Source organism: Stenotrophomonas rhizophila (assembly GCF_003651185.1).
Lineage (GTDB): Bacteria > Pseudomonadota > Gammaproteobacteria > Xanthomonadales > Xanthomonadaceae > Stenotrophomonas > Stenotrophomonas maltophilia_Z.
The window spans coordinates 1,794,038-1,816,243 of sequence record NZ_RCDC01000004.1 but is presented as its reverse complement, the minus strand read 5'-3'; the positions used below and the strand labels follow the sequence as shown (position 1 = coordinate 1,816,243).

16 protein-coding genes are annotated in these 22,206 nt (G+C 67.9%); 10 read left to right on the top strand and 6 right to left on the bottom strand.

The genetic code is table 11. From position 1 onward, the window contains the following. Positions 1-17: 17 nt before the first annotated feature. Positions 18-1,346: a CitMHS family transporter gene (locus tag BCL79_RS08045; RefSeq protein WP_070473693.1), complete on the bottom strand. Its 1,329-nt coding sequence runs from the start codon at positions 1,344-1,346 to the stop codon at positions 18-20. Positions 1,347-1,386: 40 nt separating this feature from the next. After that, the gene (locus BCL79_RS08040) at positions 1,387-2,568 is read right to left on the bottom strand and encodes an OprO/OprP family phosphate-selective porin (protein ID WP_121039672.1); all 1,182 of its coding nucleotides are present in this window, start codon (positions 2,566-2,568) and stop codon (positions 1,387-1,389) included. Between the two features lie 156 nt (positions 2,569-2,724). On the opposite strand from BCL79_RS08040, the gene BCL79_RS08035 reads away from it, so the two are divergent. The 4 genes from BCL79_RS08035 to BCL79_RS08020 all read left to right on the top strand — a co-directional run bounded on the left by BCL79_RS08035 (position 2,725) and on the right by BCL79_RS08020 (position 6,683). Beyond that, complete coding sequence (locus BCL79_RS08035) at positions 2,725-3,423, top strand: response regulator transcription factor (RefSeq protein WP_121039669.1); 699 nt, start codon at positions 2,725-2,727, stop codon at positions 3,421-3,423. Beyond that, the gene (locus BCL79_RS08030; protein ID WP_183073700.1) at positions 3,413-4,795 is read left to right on the top strand and encodes a sensor histidine kinase; all 1,383 of its coding nucleotides are present in this window, start codon (positions 3,413-3,415) and stop codon (positions 4,793-4,795) included. The genes BCL79_RS08035 and BCL79_RS08030 overlap by 11 nt, the downstream gene beginning before the upstream one ends. Then, complete coding sequence (locus BCL79_RS08025) at positions 4,792-5,844, top strand: ABC transporter substrate-binding protein (protein WP_121039666.1); 1,053 nt, start codon at positions 4,792-4,794, stop codon at positions 5,842-5,844. The genes BCL79_RS08030 and BCL79_RS08025 overlap by 4 nt, the downstream gene beginning before the upstream one ends. A 188-nt stretch (positions 5,845-6,032) precedes the next feature. After that, positions 6,033-6,683, top strand: a complete 651-nt coding sequence (locus BCL79_RS08020) for a LuxR C-terminal-related transcriptional regulator (protein ID WP_121039663.1) — start codon at positions 6,033-6,035, stop codon at positions 6,681-6,683. 10 nt (positions 6,684-6,693) lie between these two features. Here the strand turns inward: BCL79_RS08020 and BCL79_RS08015 are convergent, their stop codons facing one another. Together BCL79_RS08015 and BCL79_RS08010 are read right to left on the bottom strand one after the other, a co-directional pair. Continuing rightward, positions 6,694-9,345 (bottom strand): hybrid sensor histidine kinase/response regulator, encoded by a 2,652-nt coding sequence (locus BCL79_RS08015; RefSeq protein ID WP_121039660.1) that lies wholly within the window; start codon positions 9,343-9,345, stop codon positions 6,694-6,696. Positions 9,346-9,401: 56 nt separating this feature from the next. Continuing rightward, positions 9,402-10,568 (bottom strand): OprO/OprP family phosphate-selective porin, encoded by a 1,167-nt coding sequence (locus BCL79_RS08010; RefSeq protein ID WP_121039657.1) that lies wholly within the window; start codon positions 10,566-10,568, stop codon positions 9,402-9,404. A gap of 261 nt (positions 10,569-10,829) precedes the next feature. Between BCL79_RS08010 and BCL79_RS08005 the strand changes: the two genes are divergently transcribed. Together BCL79_RS08005 and BCL79_RS08000 are read left to right on the top strand one after the other, a co-directional pair. Further along, complete coding sequence (locus tag BCL79_RS08005; RefSeq protein ID WP_121039654.1) at positions 10,830-12,179, top strand: dicarboxylate/amino acid:cation symporter; 1,350 nt, start codon at positions 10,830-10,832, stop codon at positions 12,177-12,179. A gap of 199 nt (positions 12,180-12,378) precedes the next feature. Continuing rightward, positions 12,379-14,670: an NADP-dependent malic enzyme gene (locus BCL79_RS08000; RefSeq protein WP_121039652.1), complete on the top strand. Its 2,292-nt coding sequence runs from the start codon at positions 12,379-12,381 to the stop codon at positions 14,668-14,670. 440 nt (positions 14,671-15,110) lie between these two features. Here the strand turns inward: BCL79_RS08000 and BCL79_RS07990 are convergent, their stop codons facing one another. Both BCL79_RS07990 and BCL79_RS07985 read right to left on the bottom strand, forming a co-directional pair. After that, positions 15,111-15,809: a basic secretory protein-like protein gene (locus BCL79_RS07990; RefSeq protein WP_121039646.1), complete on the bottom strand. Its 699-nt coding sequence runs from the start codon at positions 15,807-15,809 to the stop codon at positions 15,111-15,113. Continuing rightward, positions 15,806-19,162 (bottom strand): GH92 family glycosyl hydrolase, encoded by a 3,357-nt coding sequence (locus BCL79_RS07985; RefSeq protein ID WP_121039643.1) that lies wholly within the window; start codon positions 19,160-19,162, stop codon positions 15,806-15,808. Before BCL79_RS07985 ends, BCL79_RS07990 begins: the two co-directional genes overlap by 4 nt. A 46-nt stretch (positions 19,163-19,208) precedes the next feature. Here BCL79_RS07985 and BCL79_RS20465 point away from each other — a divergent pair, with 46 nt between their 5' ends. The 4 genes from BCL79_RS20465 to BCL79_RS07970 all read left to right on the top strand — a co-directional run bounded on the left by BCL79_RS20465 (position 19,209) and on the right by BCL79_RS07970 (position 22,178). Then, positions 19,209-19,343, top strand: a complete 135-nt coding sequence (locus tag BCL79_RS20465; RefSeq protein WP_259462119.1) for a hypothetical protein — start codon at positions 19,209-19,211, stop codon at positions 19,341-19,343. Between the two features lie 203 nt (positions 19,344-19,546). Continuing rightward, complete coding sequence (locus tag BCL79_RS07980) at positions 19,547-19,744, top strand: zinc-finger domain-containing protein (protein ID WP_019183790.1); 198 nt, start codon at positions 19,547-19,549, stop codon at positions 19,742-19,744. Between the two features lie 15 nt (positions 19,745-19,759). Beyond that, positions 19,760-20,872: a glycosyltransferase gene (locus tag BCL79_RS07975; RefSeq protein ID WP_121039640.1), complete on the top strand. Its 1,113-nt coding sequence runs from the start codon at positions 19,760-19,762 to the stop codon at positions 20,870-20,872. Then, on the top strand, positions 20,853-22,178 hold the full coding sequence (locus BCL79_RS07970) for an O-antigen ligase family protein (RefSeq protein ID WP_121041225.1): 1,326 nt from the start codon (positions 20,853-20,855) through the stop codon (positions 22,176-22,178). Before BCL79_RS07975 ends, BCL79_RS07970 begins: the two co-directional genes overlap by 20 nt. The last annotated feature ends 28 nt before the right edge of the window (positions 22,179-22,206 follow it).

The following is a 22,206-nucleotide window of genomic DNA, read 5'->3' as shown; positions in this document are numbered from 1 at the left end:
GCTCCTTGGTAGGCGGGTCAGGACGCAAGCGGATACAGGCCGAACAGCAGCCCACCGAACATCAGCAGCATCGAAATGGCGATCGCCCACTTCAGGGTGAACTTCTGGTGGTCGGCGAACTCCACCTTGGCCAGGCCGACCAGCAGGTAGGTCGAGGGCACCAGCGGGCTGAGCAGATGCACCGGCTGGCCGGCCAGCGAGGCGCGCGCCATCTCCACCGGGGTGATGCCGTAGTTGCCGGCCGCTTCGGACAGGATCGGCAGTACGCCGAAGTAGAAGGCGTCGTTGGACATGAAGAAGGTGAACGGCATCGAGGCCAGCGCGGTGATCACCGCCAGGTACGGCCCCCAGCTGTCGGGGATGATCGCCAGGAAGCTGTGCGACATCGCCTCGACCATGCCGGTGTTGTTGAGGATGCCGGTGAAGATGCCCGCCGCAAAGATCAACGAGACCACCGACAGCACGTTGCCGGCATGGTTGACCACGCGGCGGCGCTGCTCGGCCAGGTTCGGGTAGTTGATCACCAGGGCGATCGCGAAGCCGACCATGAATAGTACCGGCATCGGCAGCACACCCAGGATCAGCGCGGTCATCAGCGCGATGGTCAGGCCCAGGTTGACCCACAGCAGCTTCGGGCGCTTGGTGTCTTCGGCGTCTTCCACCGTCGGCAGCGTGTTGCCATCATCGGAGACGCTGTTGTCCATCCAGCTGCCGCCCTGCGGCAGGGTCACCACGCCCAGACGACGGCGCTCCTTCATGCCCAGGTACCAGGCCAACACCAGCACGCCGGCACAGGCGATCACCATCGAGGGGATCAGCGGCACGAACACGTCGGCCGGGTCCACATGCAGCGCGGTGGCGGCGCGGGCGGTCGGGCCGCCCCACGGGGTGAGGTTCATCACGCCACCGGCGAGGATGGTCACGCAGGTCATGTTCAACGCGTTCATGCCCAGGCGCTGATACAGCGGCAGCATCGCCGACACGGTGATCATGTACGTGGTCGAGCCATCACCGTCGAGCGAGATCAGCATCGCCAGGATGGCGGTGCCGAGCACGATCTTCATCGGGTCGCCCTTGACGAAGCGCAGGATGATCCGCACCAGCGGATCGAACAGGCCCGCATCGATCATCACCCCGAAGTACAGGATGGCGAACATCAACATCACGCCGGTCGGCGCGATCTTCTTGATGCCTTCCAGCATCATGTCGTCGATGCCGGCCGCAAAGCCGCCGATCAGCGCGAACAGGATCGGAATGGTGATGAGGGCGACCAGCGGCGAGAGCCGCTTGCTCATGATCAAGTACATGAATGTAATGACCATGCCAAAGCCGAGGATGCTCAGCATCATCTGCATTCTCCAGAAGAAACGGTGCGGAAAGTGGGCATCAGAAGTCGTACTGCAGGCGGCCGGTGACCGCGCGGGTGCGGTCCACGGTGGCCTCGGCCAGGCGGTCGCGGTTGCGGCTTTCGATCAGGTTGAGCATGAAGCGCAGGTTCGGGCGCATGTACCAGTTGCCACCCAGCGTCCACGCCTCGGTCTGGCCGTCGCGCAGGTCGGGTTGGCCGATCAGGTGCTGGTCGCCGCGCATCTGGTCATAGCGCAGTGCCAGTTCGAACGCGCCGGCGGCGTGCTGGAAATCCTTGACCCGCCCGAAGCGCCCGGTCTTGCGGTCGTACACGCGCGATTCGCCGGTGACGAACCAGCTGAGCATCCCGTAGCCGGCCAGGACCTTGCCGCGCTGGCTGCCGTCATCGAACGTGGCGCCGCTGAACTCGCCCTGCCAGGACAGCGGGCCACGCACCTGCGCGTATTCCAGCGACCATTTGTTGACGTCGGTGTCGCGGCCGGCCGAGAAATCGACCAGGGTCAGGCGGCTGTTGTCGGACAGATGACCGGCCGGGCGCGGGCGGATGCGCAGGGCAGGCACGCCGTCCGTGCCCGGGTTGTCGTAGCGCTCATGCGCCAGCGACAGGCCCAGGTGCAGGACATCACCGGCCGTGGCGCCGGGTGCCCAGGTGGCGCGGCCACCGGCGGCGCGGCCCTTGACCTGCCATGCGTCGATGCTTTCCAGGCTGTACGCGCTGGCAGCCCAGGTCATGTCGCCGCGCGCAGCCTGCCAGGACGCGCCCAGCCGGTACAGCGGCGCCAGCGTGGTGCCGGCATTGCCGCGCTCCAGGAAGCTGCCGTAGTTGGAACTGGTGCGGTCATCCAGCGAGAAGAACTGCTTGAACTGGCCCACCGTGAGCTTGCCGGCATCGCCGAAGCTGCGGCTGACGAACACATCCTTGGCCTCGACCCGGTCACCGGAGAAATCCGCTTCCAGCTTGTAGTCGACGGCGAAGAACCTGCCTGAGACATCCACCCAGGCGCGGCGGATCTCGGTGTCGTCCTTGTTCGGGGTGCCGCGACGGTCGTTGTCGAAGTCGGCGAAATCCAGGTGCAGGCGGCCGCCCAGGGTCGCGGTGACCGGCCGGTCGTCATCGCCGTCGTCGGCGGCCCAGGCGGGCGCGGCCCACAACAGCGTGCAGGCGGCCGGCAGGCACCAGCGCAGTGCGTTCAGTTCCATGGACCCTCCCAGGTACCGGATGTTCGGTGATGACGCGATGGCGCAGCCTAGTGCCGGGATGCTGTCATCCACCTGTCAGCCAGTGCTGCACCGCAGCGAAGCGCACGGCGGGGCTCGCACGCGCTAGCATTCCCGCACCTTTTCCGATCCCGACCGATGCGCATCCTGCTGGTGGAAGACAACCCGGACCTGGCCGACGCGATCGTCCGCCGCATGCGCCGCAGTGGCCATGCCGTGGATTGGCAGAGCGATGGACTGGCCGCGGCGAGCGTGCTGCGTTACCAGACCTTCGATCTGGTCGTGCTCGATATCGGCCTGCCGAAACTGGATGGGCTGCGCGTGCTGGCCGGCATGCGCGAGCGCGGTGACAGCACGCCGGTATTGATGCTCACCGCACGTGATGGCATCGAGGACCGCGTGCAGGCACTGGACGTGGGCGCGGATGATTACCTCGGCAAGCCGTTCGATTTCCGCGAGTTCGAAGCGCGCTGCCGTGTGCTGTTGCGGCGTGCCCGTGGGCAGGCCAGCGAGGTGGTGCAGATCGGTGGCTTCCAGTTCGACAACGCCGCGCACCGGGTCAGCCTGGACGGTCAGCCGATCGAGCTGCCGAACCGCGAATACCGGCTGCTGGAGATCCTGATGGGCCGGCTCGGGCAGGTGGTCGGCAAGGACGAGATCGGCAACGGGCTGTTCGGCTTCGATGACGAGGCCGGACCCAACGCCATCGAGCTGTATGTCGGGCGCCTGCGCCGAAAGCTGGCCCAGGCACCCCTGCGCATCGTGACCGTGCGCGGCAGTGGCTATCTGCTTGAGGCGCACGATGCGGCGGCCGAGGGCAGTCCCGATGGTGACTGAGGCCCGCGCGCCATCCTCGATCCGGCGCACGCTGTGGCTGTACCTGGGCGGGTTGATGGCGCTGTTCGCCGTCGCCTTGTTCTTTGGTGCGCGTGACTATGGCCAGCGTGCCGCCAACCGCTCCTACGATCACCTGCTGGTGTCCTCGGCGTTGTCGATCGTTGATTCGGTGGCGCTGGTGGACGCGCAGTGGCAGGTCGATCTGCCGTATGCCGCGCTCGACCTGCTGGCGATGGCACCGGAAGACCGCGTGTTCTATCGCGTCTTCGATGCGCGCAACCAGACCGTGACCGGCTACGACGACCTGCCCGCGCCGCCGCGCACGCCGACCGATCGCCCGCAGTTGTTCGACGCCCCCTACAGCGGTGAAACGGTGCGCTTCGTGGTGGTCTCACGACGGGTCTCATCACCCTCCGCGCAGGCGGAGGTGCGTGTGCAGGTGGGGCAGACCCGGCGGGCGCGCGAGGCGCTGGCACAAGATATGGTGACCCGCGCGCTGGTGGCGATCGTGGTGTTGTCGCTGTTGTCGCTGGCCTTGGTCGCGCTGGGGGTGCACCGTGCGCTGCGCCCGCTGGTGAGGGTCGAACGCGAGTTGTCCAGACGCGAACCCTCCGACCTGCGCCCACTGGATGCGACCACACCGCAGGAGATGGACCAGATGGTCGGCGCGCTGAATCACTTCATGGGCCGGCTCTCGAACAGCAATGAAACCCTGCGGGCGTTCATGGCCGAGGCGGCCCATCAGATGCGCACCCCGCTGGCCGCGCTGCGTGCGCAGGCGCAGTTGGCGCTGGACGACGAAGACCCTGAGGACATGCGCCGCAGCCTGGAGGCCATCGAGCGCAATGCCACGCACATGAGCCGGTTGCTCAATCAGTTGCTCAGCGATGCCAGCGTGATCCATCGCGCCAACCTGCAGCATTTCGCGCTGGTTGACCTGGCCGAGATCGCGCACCAGGCCCTGCACGAGGCGGTGCCACAGGCGTTGCCGGCCCCCCGCGTGCAGCTGGCGGTGACCAGCGATCCGGCGTGGGTCAGCGGCGATGCACTGCTGCTGCGCGAAGCGATCAAGAACCTGATCGACAATGCGCTCAAATACGGTGGTGACGGCGCGTTGCAGGTGGCCCTGACCACCGAGGAGCGCCACTGCGTGTTGACCATTGCCGACCATGGCCCCGGTATTGCACCCGCCGATGCCGAGCGCGTGTTCGAGCGCTTCGCGCGGGGCGAAGGCGCGGCGGCCGGAGGGGCGGGGCTGGGGTTGGCGATCGTCAAGCGGGTGGTGGACAGCCATGGCGGCTGCATCGATCTGTCCAACCGGGTGGACGGCGGCCTGATCGCCACCATCCGGCTGCCGAGGAGGCACGCATGAACGTTCTGACCGGTCTGCTGCTGATGGTGGTCGCTGTCACTGCATCCGCCGATCCCGGCGACGTGCAGCGCTTTCCCGCGCAGGGCACGCCGACCGCGCAGCTGCGCATCCACGGTTCCACCGATATCGAGGTGTTTGCGACTGTCATTGCCGATTACCAGCGGCTGCACCCGGGCACCGAGATCGTCTATGAGGACGTGATCGCGCAGGAGATGTACGCGCGCTACCTGCGTGACCGCAGAAGCTCGACCGCACCGGACATGCTGATCAGCAGCGGCATGGACCTGCAGACCAAGCTGGTCAACGACGGGCATGCGCTGTCGCATCGCTCGGCACAGACTGATGCGCTGCCCGCGTGGGCGCAGTGGCGGCACGAGGCGTTCGGGATCAGCTACGAGCCGGTCGCGATGGTCTACAACACGCGCATGCTGCCGGCGGCGCGCGTGCCACACACGCGCCGCCAATTGCTGGAGCTGTTGCGTGCGCCGGATGCACCGCTGCTGGGCCGGGTGGGCACCTACGACGTGCAGCGCAGCAGCGTCGGGTATCTGCTCGCTACCCAGGATGGTCAGCGCGGCAGCATGGCCGGCGCGCTGCTGGGCGCACTCGGCGACAACCGGGTGCAGCTGGAGGAGCGCACCGGCGTGCTGCTGGACCGGGTCAGCAGCGGACAACTTTCGCTGGTCTACAACGTGCTGGGATCGTATGCGCAGGCCCGCATCGATGCCGGTGCACCGTTGGGCATCATCGAGCCGGAGGACTACACCCTGGTGATGCTGCGTACTGCGGTGATTCCGCGTGGCGGCCAGCACCCCGGGGAAGCCCGCCGGTTCCTGGACTACCTGCTGTCGCCCCGCGGGCAGGAGGTGCTCTCGCGCGAGGCGCGGCTGATGCCGATCCTGCCGGCGGCGGGCCAGCGCCGGGGGGCGTCGCCAGAGCGCAGCTACCGCCCGATCCAGCTCGGCCCGGGCTTGCTGGTGTACCTGGACGGGCTCAAGCGGCGCCAGTTCCTGGACGCGTGGCGCGGCAGCATGCAGCAGGGACGGTGAGGCCGACAACGGCCTCGCCGTCCCTGCTGCCCTCGCATTCCACCTCAACCCCGCGCCGCTGGCGCGCCCCCTTCAACACGAAGGGGGCTTTTCTCCAGACGCTCAACGTGTGTAGGCAGGGTTGGGTTGGCACCTCGGGGATGCTGGGGATGCCTCCGCTGGCCGTTTAACCTCATTACAATCGGCGCATGAGTGACATCACCGTTCTGGTCGCCGACGACCATCCCCTGCTGCGTGCCGCGGTCGTGCATTCGCTTCGCCAGGCGCTGCCACAGGTCACTGTGATCGAAGTGGCCAGCGCCGCCACGCTGGAGACAGCGCTGGACCAGCATGCGGAGATCGAGCTGGTCCTGCTGGATTTGACCATGCCCGGCGCACGCGGGTTCTCCTCGCTGTTGCACGTGCGCGGCGGGCATCCGGATGTGCCCGTGGTGATCGTGTCGTCCAATGACCACCCGCGGGTGATCCGGCGTGCGCAGCAATTCGGCGCAGCCGGCTTCATTCCCAAGTCGGCCCCGGCCGAGACCCTGGGCCAGGCAGTGGCGGCGGTGCTCGATGGCGGGGTGTGGTTCCCGGCGATGGCGGCAGAACGGTCCGAATCCGATGCGCTGCTGGCCACCCGCCTGGCGCAGCTCACCCCGCAGCAGTTCCGCGTGCTGTTGTGCCTGGCCGATGGCCTGCTCAACAAGCAGATCGCCTACGAGCTGGGCCTGGCCGAGAACACGGTCAAGGTGCACGTCACCGCGATTCTGAAGAAGCTGGAATGCCACAGCCGCACACAGGCGGCGGTGCTGGTGAAGGCCCTGGAGCCGGAAGGGGATGCGGGCGCAGGGGTCTAGCGGCGCGTGCTCAGCTGCGATGCCGTAGCAGCAGCTGTGTCATCAGGGCCCGCAGCGCGGGCGGGCGCACCGGCTTGGACAGGAACCCCCAGCCGTTTTCCGCGGCCTGCGCGCGCAGCGCATCGTCGCGCTCTGCGGTGACCAGGATCACCGGCGGGCGCGCGTGCCACAGGTCGCACAGTTGTTCGTACAGGTCCGGTCCGTGCCACTGGCCCATGCGCACATCCAGCAGCAGGAGCTTGGGCACATTGAACGCCGAGGCGATCTCGAGCGCGGCCTGCGGCCCATCGGCCAGTTCCACCTCACAGCCCCAGCGCTCCAACAGCGCGCGGGTGGCGGCGCAGACGCGCGGATCATCGTCGATGCTCCAGACCCGGCAGTGGCGCAACGGACTGTCATCGCCGCTATCGACCACCGGGGCGACCGCGGGCGCCGGTGCGGCCACCACGTCCGCTGCCGCCCCCAACGGCAGGCTTATCGAGAACACACTGCCGCGCCCCAGGGTGGAACGCAGCCGGATCGGATGGCCGAGCAGACGGCCGATCCGCTCCACGATCGCCAGACCCAGCCCGGCCCCGCGTTCCTGGTCCACACCGTCATCCAACCGGCGGAATTCTTCGAAGATCTCGCTCTGCAGGCTCTCCGGTATACCGGGCCCCTGGTCGTGCACTTCGATGCGCAGCTGATCGCCATCGCGGCGGCAGCCGAGCAACACGCGGCCGCGCGGGGTGTAGCGCAGCGCGTTGGAGAGGAAGTTCTGCAGGATGCGGCGCAGCAGCGCTTCATCGCTCACCACCACGGCACGCGTATCCACCCAGTGCAGCTGCAGGCCGCGGCTGTCGGCGGCCAGCCCGAACTCGCGGGCCAGCGTTTCCAGCAGCGGTGACAGTGCGAAGGGGCGCACATGGGTCTGCAGCGCGCCCGATTCCAGCCGCGAGATGTCCAGCAGGCTGTTGAGGATGCCGTCCTGCGCGGCCAGTGCGGCATCCACGTGCTCGCTGAGCTCGCGGGCGTCACCCTGCAGCTTGCCGCGCAGCACTGAGACGAACATCCGCGCCGCGTTCAACGGTTGCAGCAGGTCGTGCACGGCCGAGGCCACGAAGCGCGATTTGTAGCGATTGGCGCGCTCGGCTTCCCGGCGCGCTTCATCCAGATCGCGGGTGCGCTCGGCCACGCGATGTTCCAGCGCATCAGCCAGCGAGCGCAGCTCGCGTGCGGTGTTCTTGTAGGCAGTGATGTCGGCATAGCTGGTGACGAAGCCGCCATCGGGGAGCGGGTTGCCGCGGATCTCCAGCACCGTGCCGTCGTCTTTTTCGCTCTCGCGCATGTGCGGGCGGCCGCTGCGCAGATGGTTCAGGCGACGCTCGATGGCTTCATCGATCGGCCCCGGGCCGAGCAGGCCGCGGCGTGCGTTGTAGCGGAATATCTCCTCGATCGGCCGGCCGACCCGGATCAACCCGGTCGGGAAGCGGAACAGCTCCAGATACCGTGCATTCCAGGCGACCAGCTTCTGCTCGTTGTCGATCACCACCACGCCCTGCGGCAGGTGCGCCAGGCTGCGGCTGAGACCGCTGTCGGCCTGTTGCGCTGCCTGCAGCACGCCATCCTGGGCGGTGCGCAGTTCCTGCGCGTGCTGCTTGAGCACACTCTCCAGCTCGCGCCGGCTGCGCTGCCGGTGCGCGGCCAGGCGCCGGCGCTGCTGCACGAACAGGCCCAGGAAACACAGTGCCAGCCAGATGCCGCCGGCGGCCAGCGCAGCACTCCGGCCGACCGCGGCACTGGCGCTGGCGTCATGCAGCAGGTGCAGCTTCCACTGCGGCTCGTTCAGCGCCAGGGTCTGCCACAGCACCGGCCGTGGCAGCGCAGGCTGCTCCACGCGGACCATGCGCCCGCCATCGGCCAGTACTTCCACGGTGCGTGCCTGCAGGGGTTGCAGTGAGCGGTCCGCGTACTGGCGGGTGGCGAGCATCTCGTTGCGTTCCTGCGGGCCGAGCGGGCGCAGCAGCCGGTAGCGCCAGGCATCGCCATTGGCCAGGAACACCACATCGTGGGCATCGGTGGCCAGCACGATGTCCGGGCTCTGCAGCCACTCCTGTTCGAGCGCGCGCAGTTCGATCTTGATCGCGACCACGCCCAGCACGCTGCCGCCGGCGTCGTAGATCGCCTGGGAGAGGAAGTAGCCCGGCACGGCCGTGGTCATGCCGATGCCGTAGAAGTGCCCACTGCCGTGTGCCATCGCCTGCTGGTAATAGGGGCGGTAGCTGTAGTCCTCGCCGACGTTGCTGGTCGGCTGGTCCCAGTTGCTGGCGGCCACGGCAATGCCGTGCCGGTCGATCAGGGTCAGGGTGGAGGCGCGGGTGACATTGTTGGCCTGGGCCAGCTTGAGATTGAGCCGCTGTCGTTCGGCGGCGCTCAAGGGGTGCGAGACCGCCTGGTGCAGGTCCGGGTCGAGCGCCAGCACCTGCGGCAGGGTGCCGAAACGATCAATGCGCTGCTGCAGGGTCTGGGCATACAGCCCGAGCTGGCGGCGGACCTGCAGGCTTTCATCGTCCAGTGCCCGCTGCTGGGCATAGCGCCCGGCCAGCAGCGCGCACAGCGCCGTGCCGCCGAGCATCAGGACGATGAGCAGCAGCCAGGGACGATAGCGGGAGACGCGGTACATGCCGTCAGTCTAGGCAGGGCAGGGCGGACGCGCATCAACGCGTCCGCCGGGCGGGCTCAGAAGTGCATCTGGGCACGCAGCTCGAAGATCTCCGGCTGGCTGCGCACGCCGCGACGGCTGGCGTCGACCTTGACGTAGTTCGCCTGGAACTTGAAGTGCGAGGTCAGGTACCAGTTGGCGCCGATGGTCCAATCGTGCTGGCGGCCGCCGAACACGTCGGCATCGTCCAGATCGATACGGCTGTAGCGCGTTACCAGCTCCACCGCGCCGTAGTCGTGGGCCGGCTTGACGTTGGCCACGGCACCGGCGTTGTACGGGCGCGATTCGCCGGTCAGGATCCAGCTGGCCATCGCGTACTGGCCGTTGCCGGTGTAATCCGGCTTGCCGTCACGGCTGACCGTGGTCTGCAGCGCTTCGCCCTGCAGCGAGAACGGGCCGCGGATCCAGATGCCTTCCAGGCCGGTGCGCACGATCTTGTCGGCGGTGGTCAGTGCGCCGGAGTCGACCAGGCGGATATCGGTCAAGCCGGCTTCGGGGCGCGCGCGCAGGCGGGCACTGGCCGGGTGCGAAACATCGCGGCCATCGCGGTAACCGCGCGGGTTTTCCTGCGAATAGGCCAGGCCCAAGTGCACGACGTCGCCCGCGGCCTTGACCGGGGTCCACACCGCACGCACGGCCTGGGTAGTGCCGGGGTTGTCGCCCTGCAGGTCCTTGCCGCCATAGGCGCCGGCCTGCAGCAGGTACTGCGGGCGCTCCAGCACCCATTCGGCACCGGTGCGGCGGCCTTCGTAGAACGCCTGCACGGGCAGGGCGGTCTCCAGGAAGCTGCCGGCGCGCGAGGAGGTGCCGGCATCCAGGCCGACCGGGGTCTTCATGTAGCCGAAGCGGAAGCGGCCGATGTCGCTGCCGAAGAAGGCCTTGCTTTCCAAGCGCACGAACACGTCGAGCCAGGTGTCGGCCTGGAAGTCGTAATAGACCATGGCGTCGTACACGCCCTTCTTCTTCAGGGTCGCGCCGAATTCCTTGCGGCGCACGGCGTCGGCATCGTCGATGCCACTGCCGCCGGAGAAGTCGTTGAGGTCGTAGGCAATGTTGGCAGTGGCTGCCAGCTCGGTACCGTCACTGAAGGTGGTCTTGGTCGGCCAGTTGTCCCAGTCGGCCGCGGTGGCGGCGAGCGGGGCGGTGGTCAGGGCCAGGGCGATGAACAGGGGCGTAGGGCGCATGGGCGGTAGCTGCTAGATAAGGGTGGGGCAGAACAACAACGGCCGCGGACGGCAAATCTGTGGGTCTCTCCCCCTGATCCGCTGCCGGGCCACCCGCCGCCGTGGGGGCGCGGTGCCTGGGCAGTGTAGGCAGTCCGGCCAGCTGAACCGGGGGGCTAGTACCAATAGGTTATCTGCGTTGGCGAGATGCGGGCGTAAAAAGGCCACGCCAGATGCCGCCCAGCGCGTCCGGCATCCTTCGTGACACTGCCGGAGCTTTCCATGCACGTTCCCACCACCGCCCCGCTGGCGGCCAAGCCGCTGCCGTTCTACCGCCAACTGTATTTCCAGGTGGTGGTGGCGATCGTTCTCGGTGCCATCCTCGGCCATTACGAGCCGGCCTTCGCCGAATCGCTCAAGCCGCTGGGCGACGCCTTCATCAAGCTGGTGAAGATGATCATCGCCCCGGTGATCTTCCTGACCATCGTCACCGGTATCGCCGGCATGACCCACCTGCGCACCGTGGGCCGGGTCTTCGCCAAATCGATGGCCTACTTCCTGTTCTTCTCCACGCTGGCCCTGATCGTGGGCATGGTGGTGGCGCACGTGGTGCAGCCGGGCGCGGGGATGAACATCAACCCGGCCGATCTGGACCAGACCGCGGTCAACGGCTATGTGCAGAAGTCGCATGAGCTGACCCTGGTCGGCTTCGCGCTGGACATCATCCCGGCCACCCTGGTCAGCGCCTTCGTCGAAGGCAACATCCTGCAGGTGCTGTTCGTGGCGGTGCTGTTCGGCATCGCGCTGGCCCTGACCGGCGCCAAGGGCCGCCCGGTGCTGACCTTCCTGGAGGCGCTGACCGCCCCGGTGTTCCGCCTGGTCCACATCCTGATGAAGGCCGCCCCGATCGGTGCGTTCGGCGCGATCGCCTTCACCATCGGCAAGTACGGGGTCGGCTCGCTGGTCAACCTGGCCTGGCTGGTCGGCTCGTTCTACCTGACCGCCTTCCTGTTCGTGGCGGTGATCCTGGGCGTGGTGTGCCGCCTGTGCGGATTCTCGGTGTTCAAGCTGGCCCGCTACCTCAAGGCCGAGCTGCTGCTGGTGCTGGGTACCTCCTCCTCGGAATCGGCGCTGCCCTCGCTGATGGAGAAGATGGAAAAGGCCGGCTGCAGCAAGTCCGTGGTGGGCCTGGTGGTCCCGACCGGGTACTCGTTCAACCTGGACGGCACCAACATCTACATGACCCTGGCGGCGCTGTTCATCGCCCAGGCGACCAACACCGAACTGACCCTGGGCCACCAGATCGCCCTGCTGCTGGTGGCGATGCTCAGCTCCAAGGGCGCCGCTGGCGTCACCGGTGCCGGCTTCATCACCCTGGCCGCCACCCTGGCGGTGGTGCCGGAAGTGCCGGTGGCCGGCATGGCGCTGATCCTGGGCGTGGACCGCTTCATGAGCGAATGCCGCTCGCTGACCAACTTCATCGGCAATGCGGTGGCCACCGTGGTGGTCTCGCGCTGGGAAAACGCGCTGGATCGCGACCGCCTGGCAATGGTGCTCGATGGCCGTGAGGCCGAGCTGCCGCCGCTGGTCGTGGCCGACCTGCCGGACACGCTGCCGGCCCCGGCGCATTGAGCCCGATGACCTGATTGTGTGGTGCATGGTCGTGCCGTTCCTGCCGGGGCGTCACGGCCATGTTTTATTTTGAAGGCCCGGTGCGCGGTGCTGGAATATGTGCGGTTGCAGCATGACCGCGACAGCGTAGCGACAGGTCCGTCCACGCCAACGGGGGTATGATCCCCTGTTCCTCTCGCCCATTCATCTGCAGAAAGCGATGTCCAACGAAGATTTCAAACAGGCAGCCCTCGACTATCACCGGCTCTCGCCGCCCGGCAAGATCAAGGTCACCGCGACCAAGCCGATGTTGACCCAGCGCGATCTGTCGTTGGCGTACTCCCCGGGCGTGGCGCACGCCTGCGAGGCGATCATGGCCGACCCGCAGCAGGCCAGTGAACTGACCGCCCGCGGCAATCTTGTCGCCGTCATTTCCAACGGTACCGCCGTGCTGGGCCTGGGCAACATCGGCCCGCTGGCCGGCAAGCCGGTGATGGAAGGCAAGGGCGTGCTGTTCCAGAAGTTCGCCGGCATCGATGTGTTCGACATCGAGATCGATGAAAACGACCCGGACAAGCTGGTCGACATCATCGCCTCGCTGGAACCGACCTTCGGCGGCATCAATCTGGAAGACATCAAGGCGCCGGAGTGCTTCATCGTGGAGCGCAAGCTGCGCGAGCGGATGAACATCCCGGTGTTCCATGACGACCAGCACGGCACCGCGATCATCGTCGGCGCGGCCGTGCTCAACGCCATGCTCGTCACCGGCAAGAAGATCGAAGACGTGAAGCTGGCCACCACCGGCATGGGCGCAGCGGGTATCTCCTGCGTCAACATGCTGGTCTCGCTGGGCCTGAAGAAAGAGAACATCCTGGCCTTCGACCGCGACGGCGTGATCCACACCGGCCGCACCGATCTGGACCCGGAGAAGGCGCGCTACGCGCGTGATACCGACAAGCGCACGCTGGCCGAGATCGTCGATGGCGCGGACATCTTCTTGGGCCTGTCGGCCCCGGGCATCCTGACCGCGGACATGGTCAAGACCATGGCCAAGGATCCGGTGATCTTCGCGCTGGCCAACCCGACCCCGGAAATCATGCCGGAAGTGGCCCGTTCGGTCCGCCCGGACGCGCTGATCGGTACCGGTCGTTCGGACTACCCGAACCAGATCAACAACGTGCTGTGCTTCCCGTATCTGTTCCGCGGTGCGCTGGATGTCGGCGCGACCGCGATCAACGAAGAAATGAAGATCGCCTGCGTGCACGCGATCGCCGCGATGGCACGCCGCGAGGCCAGCGACCTGGGCTCGGCCTATGGGGATGAGACCCCGAGCTTCGGCCGTGACTACCTGATTCCGCGTCCGTTCGACCGCCGCCTGCTGGTGGAGCTGTCGGCTGCCGTGGCGCAGGCCGCGATGGATTCCGGCGTGGCTACCCGTCCGGTCGCCGACATGGGCGCCTACCGCGAGAAGCTGGCCCAGTTCGTCTACCGCACCAGCCTGATGATGAAGCCGGTCTACGACCGCGCGCGTTCGGACAAGCAGCGCGTGGTGTACGCCGAAGGCGAGGAAGAAGTGGTGCTGCGCGCCGTGCAGAACGTGGTCGATGAAGGCCTGGCGCAGCCGATCCTGATCGGCCGCCCGGACGTGATCGAGGCCCGCGTCGAACGCCTGGGCCTGCGCATGAAGGCCGGTGTCGATTTCGACATCACCAACATCAACGACGATCCGCGTTTCAACGAGTACTGGCAGTACTACCACAACCTCACCGGCCGTCGTGGTGTGACTGTGGCTGCGGCCAAGAACCTGATGCGCTCGCGCCCGACCCTGATCGCCGCAGTGATGGTGGCGCGTGGCGAAGCCGACGCGATGCTGACCGGCGTGGTCGGCCGCTTCCACAAGAAGCTCGGCTACGTGCGCAGCGTGCTGCCGCTGGAAGCCAAGGTGACCTCGACCTCGGCGATGACCGGCGTGATCAACCAGCAGGGCGTGTTCTTCTTCGTGGATACCCACGTGCAGGAAGACCCGACCGCCGAGCAGATCACCGAGGCGACGCTGCAGGCGGCTTACCGCATGAAGCTGTTCGGCATCGAACCGAAGGTGGCGCTGCTGTCGCACTCCAACTTCGGCAGCCACGACTCCAAGGACGCGCTGAAGATGCGGGCGGTCCGCGAGATGCTGCTCAAGCGCAACCCGCGCTTGAACGTGGATGGCGAAATGCAGGGGGATACCGCATGGGATGAAGCCCTGCGCCAGAAGCTGCTGCCCAACAGCACGCTGAAGGGCCGTGCCAACCTGTTCGTGCTGCCCAACCTGGAAGCGGCCAACATTGCCTACAACCTGGTGCGCGTGTTCACCGACGGCGTGGCGATCGGCCCGATCCTGATGGGCGTGGCCAAGCCGGTGCACATCCTGACCACCAGCGCGACCTCGCGCCGCGTGCTCAACATGACCGCCATCGCGGCCGTGGATGCGCAGATCCGCAAGCAGCTGGAGGCGGAGAAGAACGCGTAAGGCGTTCTTTCCTCCTCTGAGTTGCCAGAACGCGCCCTTCGGGGCGCGTTCTCGTTTCGGGCAGCGAAACCGGTAGCTGCCGACCGTTGGTCGGCAGGCCATGTTTGCCTTCGGCCTGCGGTCGTTGTGGTGCATGCATCTGCCACACACGCGCCGCACGGCGGTCACCGTCCTGCAACGTCCCAAGCGCCCAATACCCCTACGCGGCCCGGCCGTGGCGGCGCTCCGGTGGGGGCGTCGCCACCCTGGGCCCGACCAGATCCTCCACGATCAGCCACGGGAACGGTGTCATGCGCCATCGACGCACGAAGCGGTATTTCCAGCAGCTATTCGCGCTCTACGCCGGGTTGGTCGGCGCGCGCTGAAGACGGCACCGTTGGGACCGGTAGTGCCGGCCGCTGGCCGGCTCCTGGCAGACGCCGACCGGCCACAGACAGTAATCAGCGTGTCTGCACGTACTGCGCCCACAAGGCCGGCAACGCCACGCCGCTGAGTGTTTCCCACAGCGCCGGCGTATAGCGGCCCTCACGCAGGGCACCATCCAGCGCCTTCACCAGCCCGGGATGCTGTGCCTCGCTCCAGGCCAGGAACGCACCGGTCACCCGGTAGCCCGTATCGACGTTCTCCTCCGGTTTGACCTGCGTCGGCAATGCCCAGCCGGCTGCGGCGTTGTCCTTGCCGTAGCGGTCGCGGGCGTAATCGGCGATGCCTTCCACCAGCCAGCCCGGCACGCGCGCATTGGCGTACTCCGGGTAGCCCTGCACGATGTGCATCGCCTCGTGGGTGACCAGATCGATGTCGCCCGGGTGCGTGTGCAACCAGGCCGGGTTGATCGTGATCGTCGCCGCCTGCGCCTTCTCACCGACAAAGGCGATGCCGTCGTAAGCCGGGTCGATCACGATGCCGACCTGCGTCGGTGCGGCCGGATGGAAATCGGCGCGCTCGCGCAGATACGCGCCGAAGAAGGTCTCGATGATGCGCTCGCGCACCGGCGCGGCCAGCGCATCGCTGGCGTCGCGGTAGTGCAGGGTCACGTCCTCGCGGGTCTGCGTGGTCTCGAACGCGTGCGCATCGGCAAGCCCGGCGGTGACGAGCACGGCGGTCAGCAGGCAACGGGGGATCGGCAGGGCAGTCCTCATCGCGTCGCCGCCGGTGCGAGCAGTTCGACTTCCGCCAGTTGCAGGCGACCCGGTGCACCGATGCGCAGCCGGTACTCGGCGTAGCGGCCCGGCTGGGCGATGCGGAACGGTCGGGTCTGCATTGCCCAGGCGAAGGCTTCGCCACGTCGCTGGTCGACCTGCACCCAGCGGCCACCGGTGGTGCGTGCCTCCAGCGTCCACTCGCCACCGCGGATCGGGCCGTTGCCACTGGTCAGTGTGTACATCGCGGGCGTACCCGCTGCGACATTGCTGAAGGTGATCGTGCTCGAGACGCCCAACGGCAGTGCCGTGGCCGCATCGTCATCGATCACCGCGGCGGCCGCGCGGCCATCGCCGAGCTGGGCAGTCGCGCCGCTGCCCAGAAGATCATGCAGCAGGGACGGCTGCTGGCCGCGCGCGGTGAGCGAGCGCGGCGCATCGTCCGGGCCGGTGCCCCAGCGCGAGGGCTCCGGGCCCATGACGAAGTCCAACGTGGCGCCCTTGGCGAGCAGCTCGTGTGGCAGCCAGGTCTTGGTCCACGGCGTGCCGTTGACCTTCAGCGACTGCACGTAGATGTTGGTGGCCGAGTTCTCCGGCGCGTTGACGGTCAGCACCGCGCCGCCCTGCAGCGCCACGCGGGCATGGCGGAACAGCGGCGAGCCGATCACGTACTCCGGTGCGCCCATGCGCAGCGGGTAGATGCCCAGCGAGGCGAACAGGTACCACGCCGAGGTCTCGCCGTTGTCCTCATCGCCCGGGTAGCCCTGGCCGATCTCGCTGCCCAGGTACAGGCGCGAGAGGATCTCGCGCACATGCTGCTGGGTCTTCCACGGCTGCCCGGCATACAGGTACATCCATGGGATGTGGTGGGCCGGCTGGTTGCTGTGCGCGTACATGCCCATGCGCACATCGCGCGCTTCGGTCATCTCGTGGATGGTGCCGCCGTAGGAGCCTGCAAACGCCGCATCGGCGGTTTCCGGCGTGGCGAAGAAGGTATCCAGCTTGGCCGCCAACTGCGCGCGGCCGCCGTACAGGGCCGCCAGGCCTTCACCGTCGTGCGCGGCGGTGAAGGCGAAGGTCCAGCCGTTGGATTCGGTGTAGTCATGGCCCCACACGCGCGGGTCGTAGTCCTTGGCGTCCAGACGCCAGCTGCCATCCGGCTTGCGACCCTGGAAGAAGCCTGCGGCGGGATCGAACAACGTGGCGTAGGTGCCGGCGCGGTGACGGAAGTAGTCGGCCTCGGTCGCATAGCGTTCGCGCGCAGCCGGCGTATCGGCCTGCTTGGCCAGGACCTCGGCCATGTTGGCCACGCCGAAATCGTTGAGTGCGCCTTCCATCGTCCACGACATGCCCTCATGCACGTCGGCAGTGGCATAGCCACGGAACGTGGAACGGTCCATGCCCTTGCGCCCGACATGGCGGTCCGGCGGCACCACGGTCGCGTTCTTCAGTGCGGCAGCGTAGGCCTCCTGCGGGTCGAAGCCACCGATGCCCTTCAGCCACGCATCGGCGAAGGCCACGTCCGAACTGGTGCCCACCATCAGATCGGCATAGCCGGGCGAGGACCAGCGCGCGACCCAGCCACCGGCGCGGTACTGCTCGATGAAACCCTGCACCAGCGCGCCGGCGTCGTCCTTGGTGAACAGCGCATAGGCCGGCCAGGTGGTGCGGAAGGTATCCCAGAAGCCGTTGTTGACGTACACCTTGCCATCGCGCACCGGCGCGAAGCTGCGCGTGGCACTGCCGTCGGTGTTCTCATCCGAGGCGCTGGCCTGGCTGGCATAGCGCCAGTCCGGCGCCGCTGCGGTGCCGGCGTTTTCATGGCCGGAATTGGGGTAGAGGTAGAGGCGGTACAGGTTGGAGTACAAGGTGGTCTTCTGGTCGTCGCTGGCATCGCCCACATCGAAGCGGGCCAGGCGCTGGTCCCACGCTTCCTGCGCACGCGCGGCCACGCGATCCACATCGTCGGCAGCGGCCACTTCCAGGGCCAGGTTATGACGGGCCTGCTCGACCGAGATCAACGAGGTGGCGATGCGCATGGTGACGCGGCGCTCGGCACCCGCATCGAACTTGATGTAGCCGGTCGGGCGGCCGGTCTTCACCGTGCCGCTGCTGCGCCACGGGCGGTCGAAGCTGGCCACCACATACATGCGCGTGGCGCCGGTGGACAGGCCACTGCGCGTATCGGTATAGCCGGAGAGTGTCTGGGTGGCCGCATCCAGCGTCAGCCCGCCGCGTGCGTCGACGTTGTCGAACAGCAGATTGGCATCACCGCCTTCGGGGAACGCGAAGCGGAAGACGGCGGCGTGGTCGGTCGGTGCGATCGAGGCGGCGATGCCGTTGTCGAAGCGCACGTCATAGCGGTACGGGCGGGCCTGCTCGTTCTCGCGCGAGAAGCTCAGCGCACGCTTGCTGCGGTCGGCTTCGGGCACGCCACGGGTCGCCGATGGCATCACCTGGAAGGTCTGGCGGTCGCCCATCCACGGGCTGGGCTGGTGGCTCAGCGCCAGCGCCTGCAGGGCAGGGCGGTTGGCTGCGTCGTTCTGTTCGTTCCAGCGGTACAGCCAGGTCAGCGAGCCGGCATCGGTCACCGGCGTCCAGAAATTGAAGCCGTGCGGCACGGCGGTGGCCGGGAAATTGTTGCCGCGCGAGAAGGTGCCATTGGCCTGCGTGCCGCGGGTGGTCAGCACCCAATCCGAGGGACGTTGCGGCGTACTGCGCGGTTGCGTGTCCAGGCGGACATCGTCGATCCAGCCGGCCACCGGTGCGCCATCGGCGCTGGCCACCTCCACCTCCAGCGCGACCACGCGACGCCCGCGCAGGGCCGGGGTATCGCCCAGACGAACGGCTTTGCGTGCCCACTGCTGCGGGTACAGCGTCTTCGAGTCGCCCTGTGCACGCGCACCCAGTGCCACCCCGTGATGATCGCGCGCAGCGCTCGCCGAGACCCGGGTGCCGTCGTCGAGCACCAGATCGAGCGAGACGTAAGTCGAGGCCACGGTGTCCTTGCCGACGATCTCGGGCAGCACCAGCCAGGACAGGGTGGTATCGGCTTCGATGGCCAGGTCGGTCGTGAACAGCTGGCGGCGCGCCTGGCCGCCGGCGCTGGCGTAGTGCAGCGCGTGCAGGCCGCTGTAGCCGACGCCGGGCTTGGCGGCATAGGGGGCGGCTGGGCCACTGCCGATCCGTACCTGCAGGGCGCCGTCGCCGGCCGCCGCGGCCGGGGCCGGTTGGCCCGGCTCGAAGGAGGTCTGCAGGCCCTGCGCGGCGGCCGGCAGGGCGATCGATACGCAGGCCAGTGCCAGGGCGAGGGGAAGGGCGCGGCGGACGGGGCGCAGGTCGGACAGGGTCATGCAAGGGTCTCCCGGGGAGGGCAGGCGGCAGGCAGGACCCGCATCGATGGCCACGGCGGACGGCGTCGCCCCAGCCATCGTGGACGGCAGGAAAGAGGCGATGCATGTCCGGTGGGGTCGGGCAGGCGATCGGGTCGATGATCGGTACCCGCTGATCCTGCATCACGACAACTGGCTGTGACAAGTGCAATTAGTTCGATCTAAATACGGCAAATTCGTTTCATTTCGAAATATTGACAATGGATTTGGATCGATTTAAAAGGTCCGGTGGTTCTCCCCCCGGATGGCCAGCGCTTCAACCTGGTGCCCTCCGCTCCAGCGGCCTTCGGCGGTCGCCAGATGCTAGAATCGGCGGTCTCGCAACCCCCTTTGTGTGTCCACGCCATGAGCCATACCGCCACCGCGCCCGCCAATGCCGAGAAGCGTTACACCGTGCACCGCAGCGACCTGCCGCTGAGCTGCCCGACGCCGGAAATGGCGCTGTGGAACTCGCACCCGCGCGTGTACCTGCCGATCGAAGACGAGCCCAACTGCGAGGCCGCGTGCCCGTACTGCGGCGCCGTGTTCGTGCTCGCCGACTGATCCGCGGACCACACTGTGCGCCGACTGACCGTGGTGCAGCTGCTGCCGGCGCTGCACTCCGGCGGGGTCGAACGCTCCACCCTTGAGATCGCCTCCGCCCTGGTTGCCGCCGGCCACCGGGCCATCGTCGTGTCCGCCGGTGGGCGCCTGGTCGAGCCGTTGCTCGCCAGTGGCGCCGAACACCTGACCCTGGACATCGGCCGCAAGTCGCTGCTGACGCTGCGCCACGTGCTGACCCTGCGTAACCTGTTCAACGAGGTGGGCGCGGATATCGTGCACGCGCGTTCGCGGTTGCCGGCCTGGCTGGGCCTGTACGCCGTGCGCAACCTGCCGGCGGCCACCCGCCCGCACTGGGTCACCACCGTGCACGGGCTCAACTCGCCGGGCCGCTACAGCGCGGTGATGACCAGCGGCGAGCGCGTGATCTGCGTGTCCAACAGCGTGCGTGAGTTCGTGCGCACGCACTACCCCAGCGTGCCGGCCGAGCGCCTGCAGGTGATACCCCGTGGTGTCGATGTCGCGCAGTTCCCGCGCGTGGGCCGGCAGGATCGGCGTGCGCGCCTGGCCGTGGCCGAGCAGCATCCCGCGCTGGCCGGCGAGGCACCGTTGCTGCTGCTGCCGGGCCGTGGCACCCGCCTGAAAGGGCATCGCCACGCGCTGACGCTGCTGGCCGGGCTGCACGCTGCCGGCGTGCCGGCCACGCTGTGGATGCCAGGCACGCGCGAGCCCGGCCGCGAATCCTATGTCGCCGAGCTGGACGCCCAGGCGCGCAGTCTCGGCGTGTTCGATGCGGTGCTGATGACTGCACCGACCTCACGCATCGCGCAGGCCTATGCGGCCAGCGACCTGGTACTGCAGGTGTCGGACAAAGCCGAAGCGTTTGGCCGCACCGTGGTCGAAGCGCTGTCGGTGGGCCGCCCCGTGCTGGGCTGGAACCATGGCGGCGTCGGCGAGTTGTTGACTCAGCTGCAACCCTCCGGCGCGGTACCCTTGGGCGACGCCGATGCACTGCTGGCGCGCGCGCAGCAGTTGCTGCTGCAGCCGCCCTCACTGCCGACGCGGATCCCGTTTACCTTGCAGGCGATGCAGCGTGACACGCTCCAGCTCTATACCTCCCTCATCGGCTGAGCCCACCGTCCTTCCCGGTTCGCCGGGCTCCCGCGCGGGCCGCTGGGCGCCGTGGTGGGTGATTGCGTTCGTCGCCTTGTGGCCGCTGCCCGGGATCGCCGAGGGCGTGCTGGTGCTGGGTGCGCTGTACGCGGCGGTGCGCATGGTGCAACTGCGCCTGCAGGGTAAACAGCGTCTGCTCAGCAGCCCTGCGTGGGCACTGACCAGCATCCTGTTCCTGGGCTACTGGCTGCCGCAGGCGTTTTCCGCCTTCGATGCGATCGACCCCGGCACCGCGTGGCGCAAGGCGGCTGCCGGCCTGCGCTATCTGCCGTTCATGTGGCTGGTGGCCATTGCCGTGGCGACCCCGCAGCGGCGCGCGTTGACGCTGGGCGGGCTGGCGCTGATCACCGGCCTGTGGACCGTGGATGCATTGGCGCAGGCGATCATCGGCAGCAGCCCGCTGTTCTGGTCGATGGACCAGCTCAAGTGGGCGGTCAGCGGTCACGGGCTGTGCTCACCGCAGGAGATGGCGGCGGTCGATCGCCTCAGCGGCGTGCTCGGCCCGTGCAACCTCAAGTTCGGCCAGGTGCTGGCCAGCCTGTCACCGTTCCTGCTGTTCGCCGCCGCACGGCGTGCCGGCATTCTCGGCTGGTCACTGGTGGCCGCCGCGGTGGGTGTCGTGCTGGTCCTGGCCGGTTCGCGCGCGGCGTGGCTGACCTATGCACTGGTGCTGGTGTTCTCCGGTTGGCGGCTGATCGGTGTGCGCGGGCTGCTGGCCTGCGTTGCGGTCGGCGCGGTGGCGGCGGTGGCACTGGCGGTGACCGTGCCGCAGGTAGGGGACCGCATCGCGCGTACCGCAATGGCGTGGGAAGGCGAGAACGACGGCGTCAATCAGGCATTGTCCGGCCGGGCCCAGATATGGGCCGCAGCAACCTGCATGATCGAGGAGCATCCGATCAACGGCGTCGGTGCGCGTGGTTTCCGCGACGCTTACCCCGCGTGCAATCCGGACCCGGCCGCCCGGGAAGTGTGGGGCGCCGGCCCGGCCCTGCACGCGCACCAGATCGTGCTCGAGATCCTCGCCGAAACGGGCATCCTCGGCCTGCTGCTGTGGTTGGCGGCCGTGGCCCAGGCGTGGCGCGCGTGGCGTTTTGCACCTCCCGAGGCGCGTGAGCGCGCGCGCCCGGCGATGCTCGCGCTGGCGGTGACGGTGTTCCCGCTCAACACCCACCTGGCGTTCTATTCGACCTTCTGGGGCGGCCTCACGCTGCTGCTGGCCGCGCTGTATGCGGGCAGTCTGTTGGCGAAGGATGAGGCCCAGTAGCGTCGCAGGGGCCCGTCAAGCAGGTAGA

What these genes read in the sequence shown, in the direction of transcription:
- BCL79_RS08005 (WP_121039654.1), top strand. Translation starts at nt 10,830, where the DNA reads ATGCACGTTCCCACCACCGCCCCGCTGGCGGCCAAGCCGCTGCCGTTC.
- BCL79_RS07990 (WP_121039646.1), bottom strand. Translation starts at nt 15,809, where the DNA reads ATGAGGACTGCCCTGCCGATCCCCCGTTGCCTGCTGACCGCCGTGCTC.
- BCL79_RS08040 (WP_121039672.1), bottom strand. Translation starts at nt 2,568, where the DNA reads ATGGAACTGAACGCACTGCGCTGGTGCCTGCCGGCCGCCTGCACGCTG.
- BCL79_RS08000 (WP_121039652.1), top strand. Translation starts at nt 12,379, where the DNA reads ATGTCCAACGAAGATTTCAAACAGGCAGCCCTCGACTATCACCGGCTC.
- BCL79_RS08030 (WP_183073700.1), top strand. Translation starts at nt 3,413, where the DNA reads ATGGTGACTGAGGCCCGCGCGCCATCCTCGATCCGGCGCACGCTGTGG.
- BCL79_RS08010 (WP_121039657.1), bottom strand. Translation starts at nt 10,568, where the DNA reads ATGCGCCCTACGCCCCTGTTCATCGCCCTGGCCCTGACCACCGCCCCG.
- BCL79_RS08015 (WP_121039660.1), bottom strand. Translation starts at nt 9,345, where the DNA reads ATGTACCGCGTCTCCCGCTATCGTCCCTGGCTGCTGCTCATCGTCCTG.
- BCL79_RS07980 (WP_019183790.1), top strand. Translation starts at nt 19,547, where the DNA reads ATGAGCCATACCGCCACCGCGCCCGCCAATGCCGAGAAGCGTTACACC.
- BCL79_RS08020 (WP_121039663.1), top strand. Translation starts at nt 6,033, where the DNA reads ATGAGTGACATCACCGTTCTGGTCGCCGACGACCATCCCCTGCTGCGT.
- BCL79_RS08045 (WP_070473693.1), bottom strand. Translation starts at nt 1,346, where the DNA reads ATGCTGAGCATCCTCGGCTTTGGCATGGTCATTACATTCATGTACTTG.
- BCL79_RS07985 (WP_121039643.1), bottom strand. Translation starts at nt 19,162, where the DNA reads ATGACCCTGTCCGACCTGCGCCCCGTCCGCCGCGCCCTTCCCCTCGCC.
- BCL79_RS08025 (WP_121039666.1), top strand. Translation starts at nt 4,792, where the DNA reads ATGAACGTTCTGACCGGTCTGCTGCTGATGGTGGTCGCTGTCACTGCA.
- BCL79_RS08035 (WP_121039669.1), top strand. Translation starts at nt 2,725, where the DNA reads ATGCGCATCCTGCTGGTGGAAGACAACCCGGACCTGGCCGACGCGATC.
- BCL79_RS20465 (WP_259462119.1), top strand. Translation starts at nt 19,209, where the DNA reads ATGGCCACGGCGGACGGCGTCGCCCCAGCCATCGTGGACGGCAGGAAA.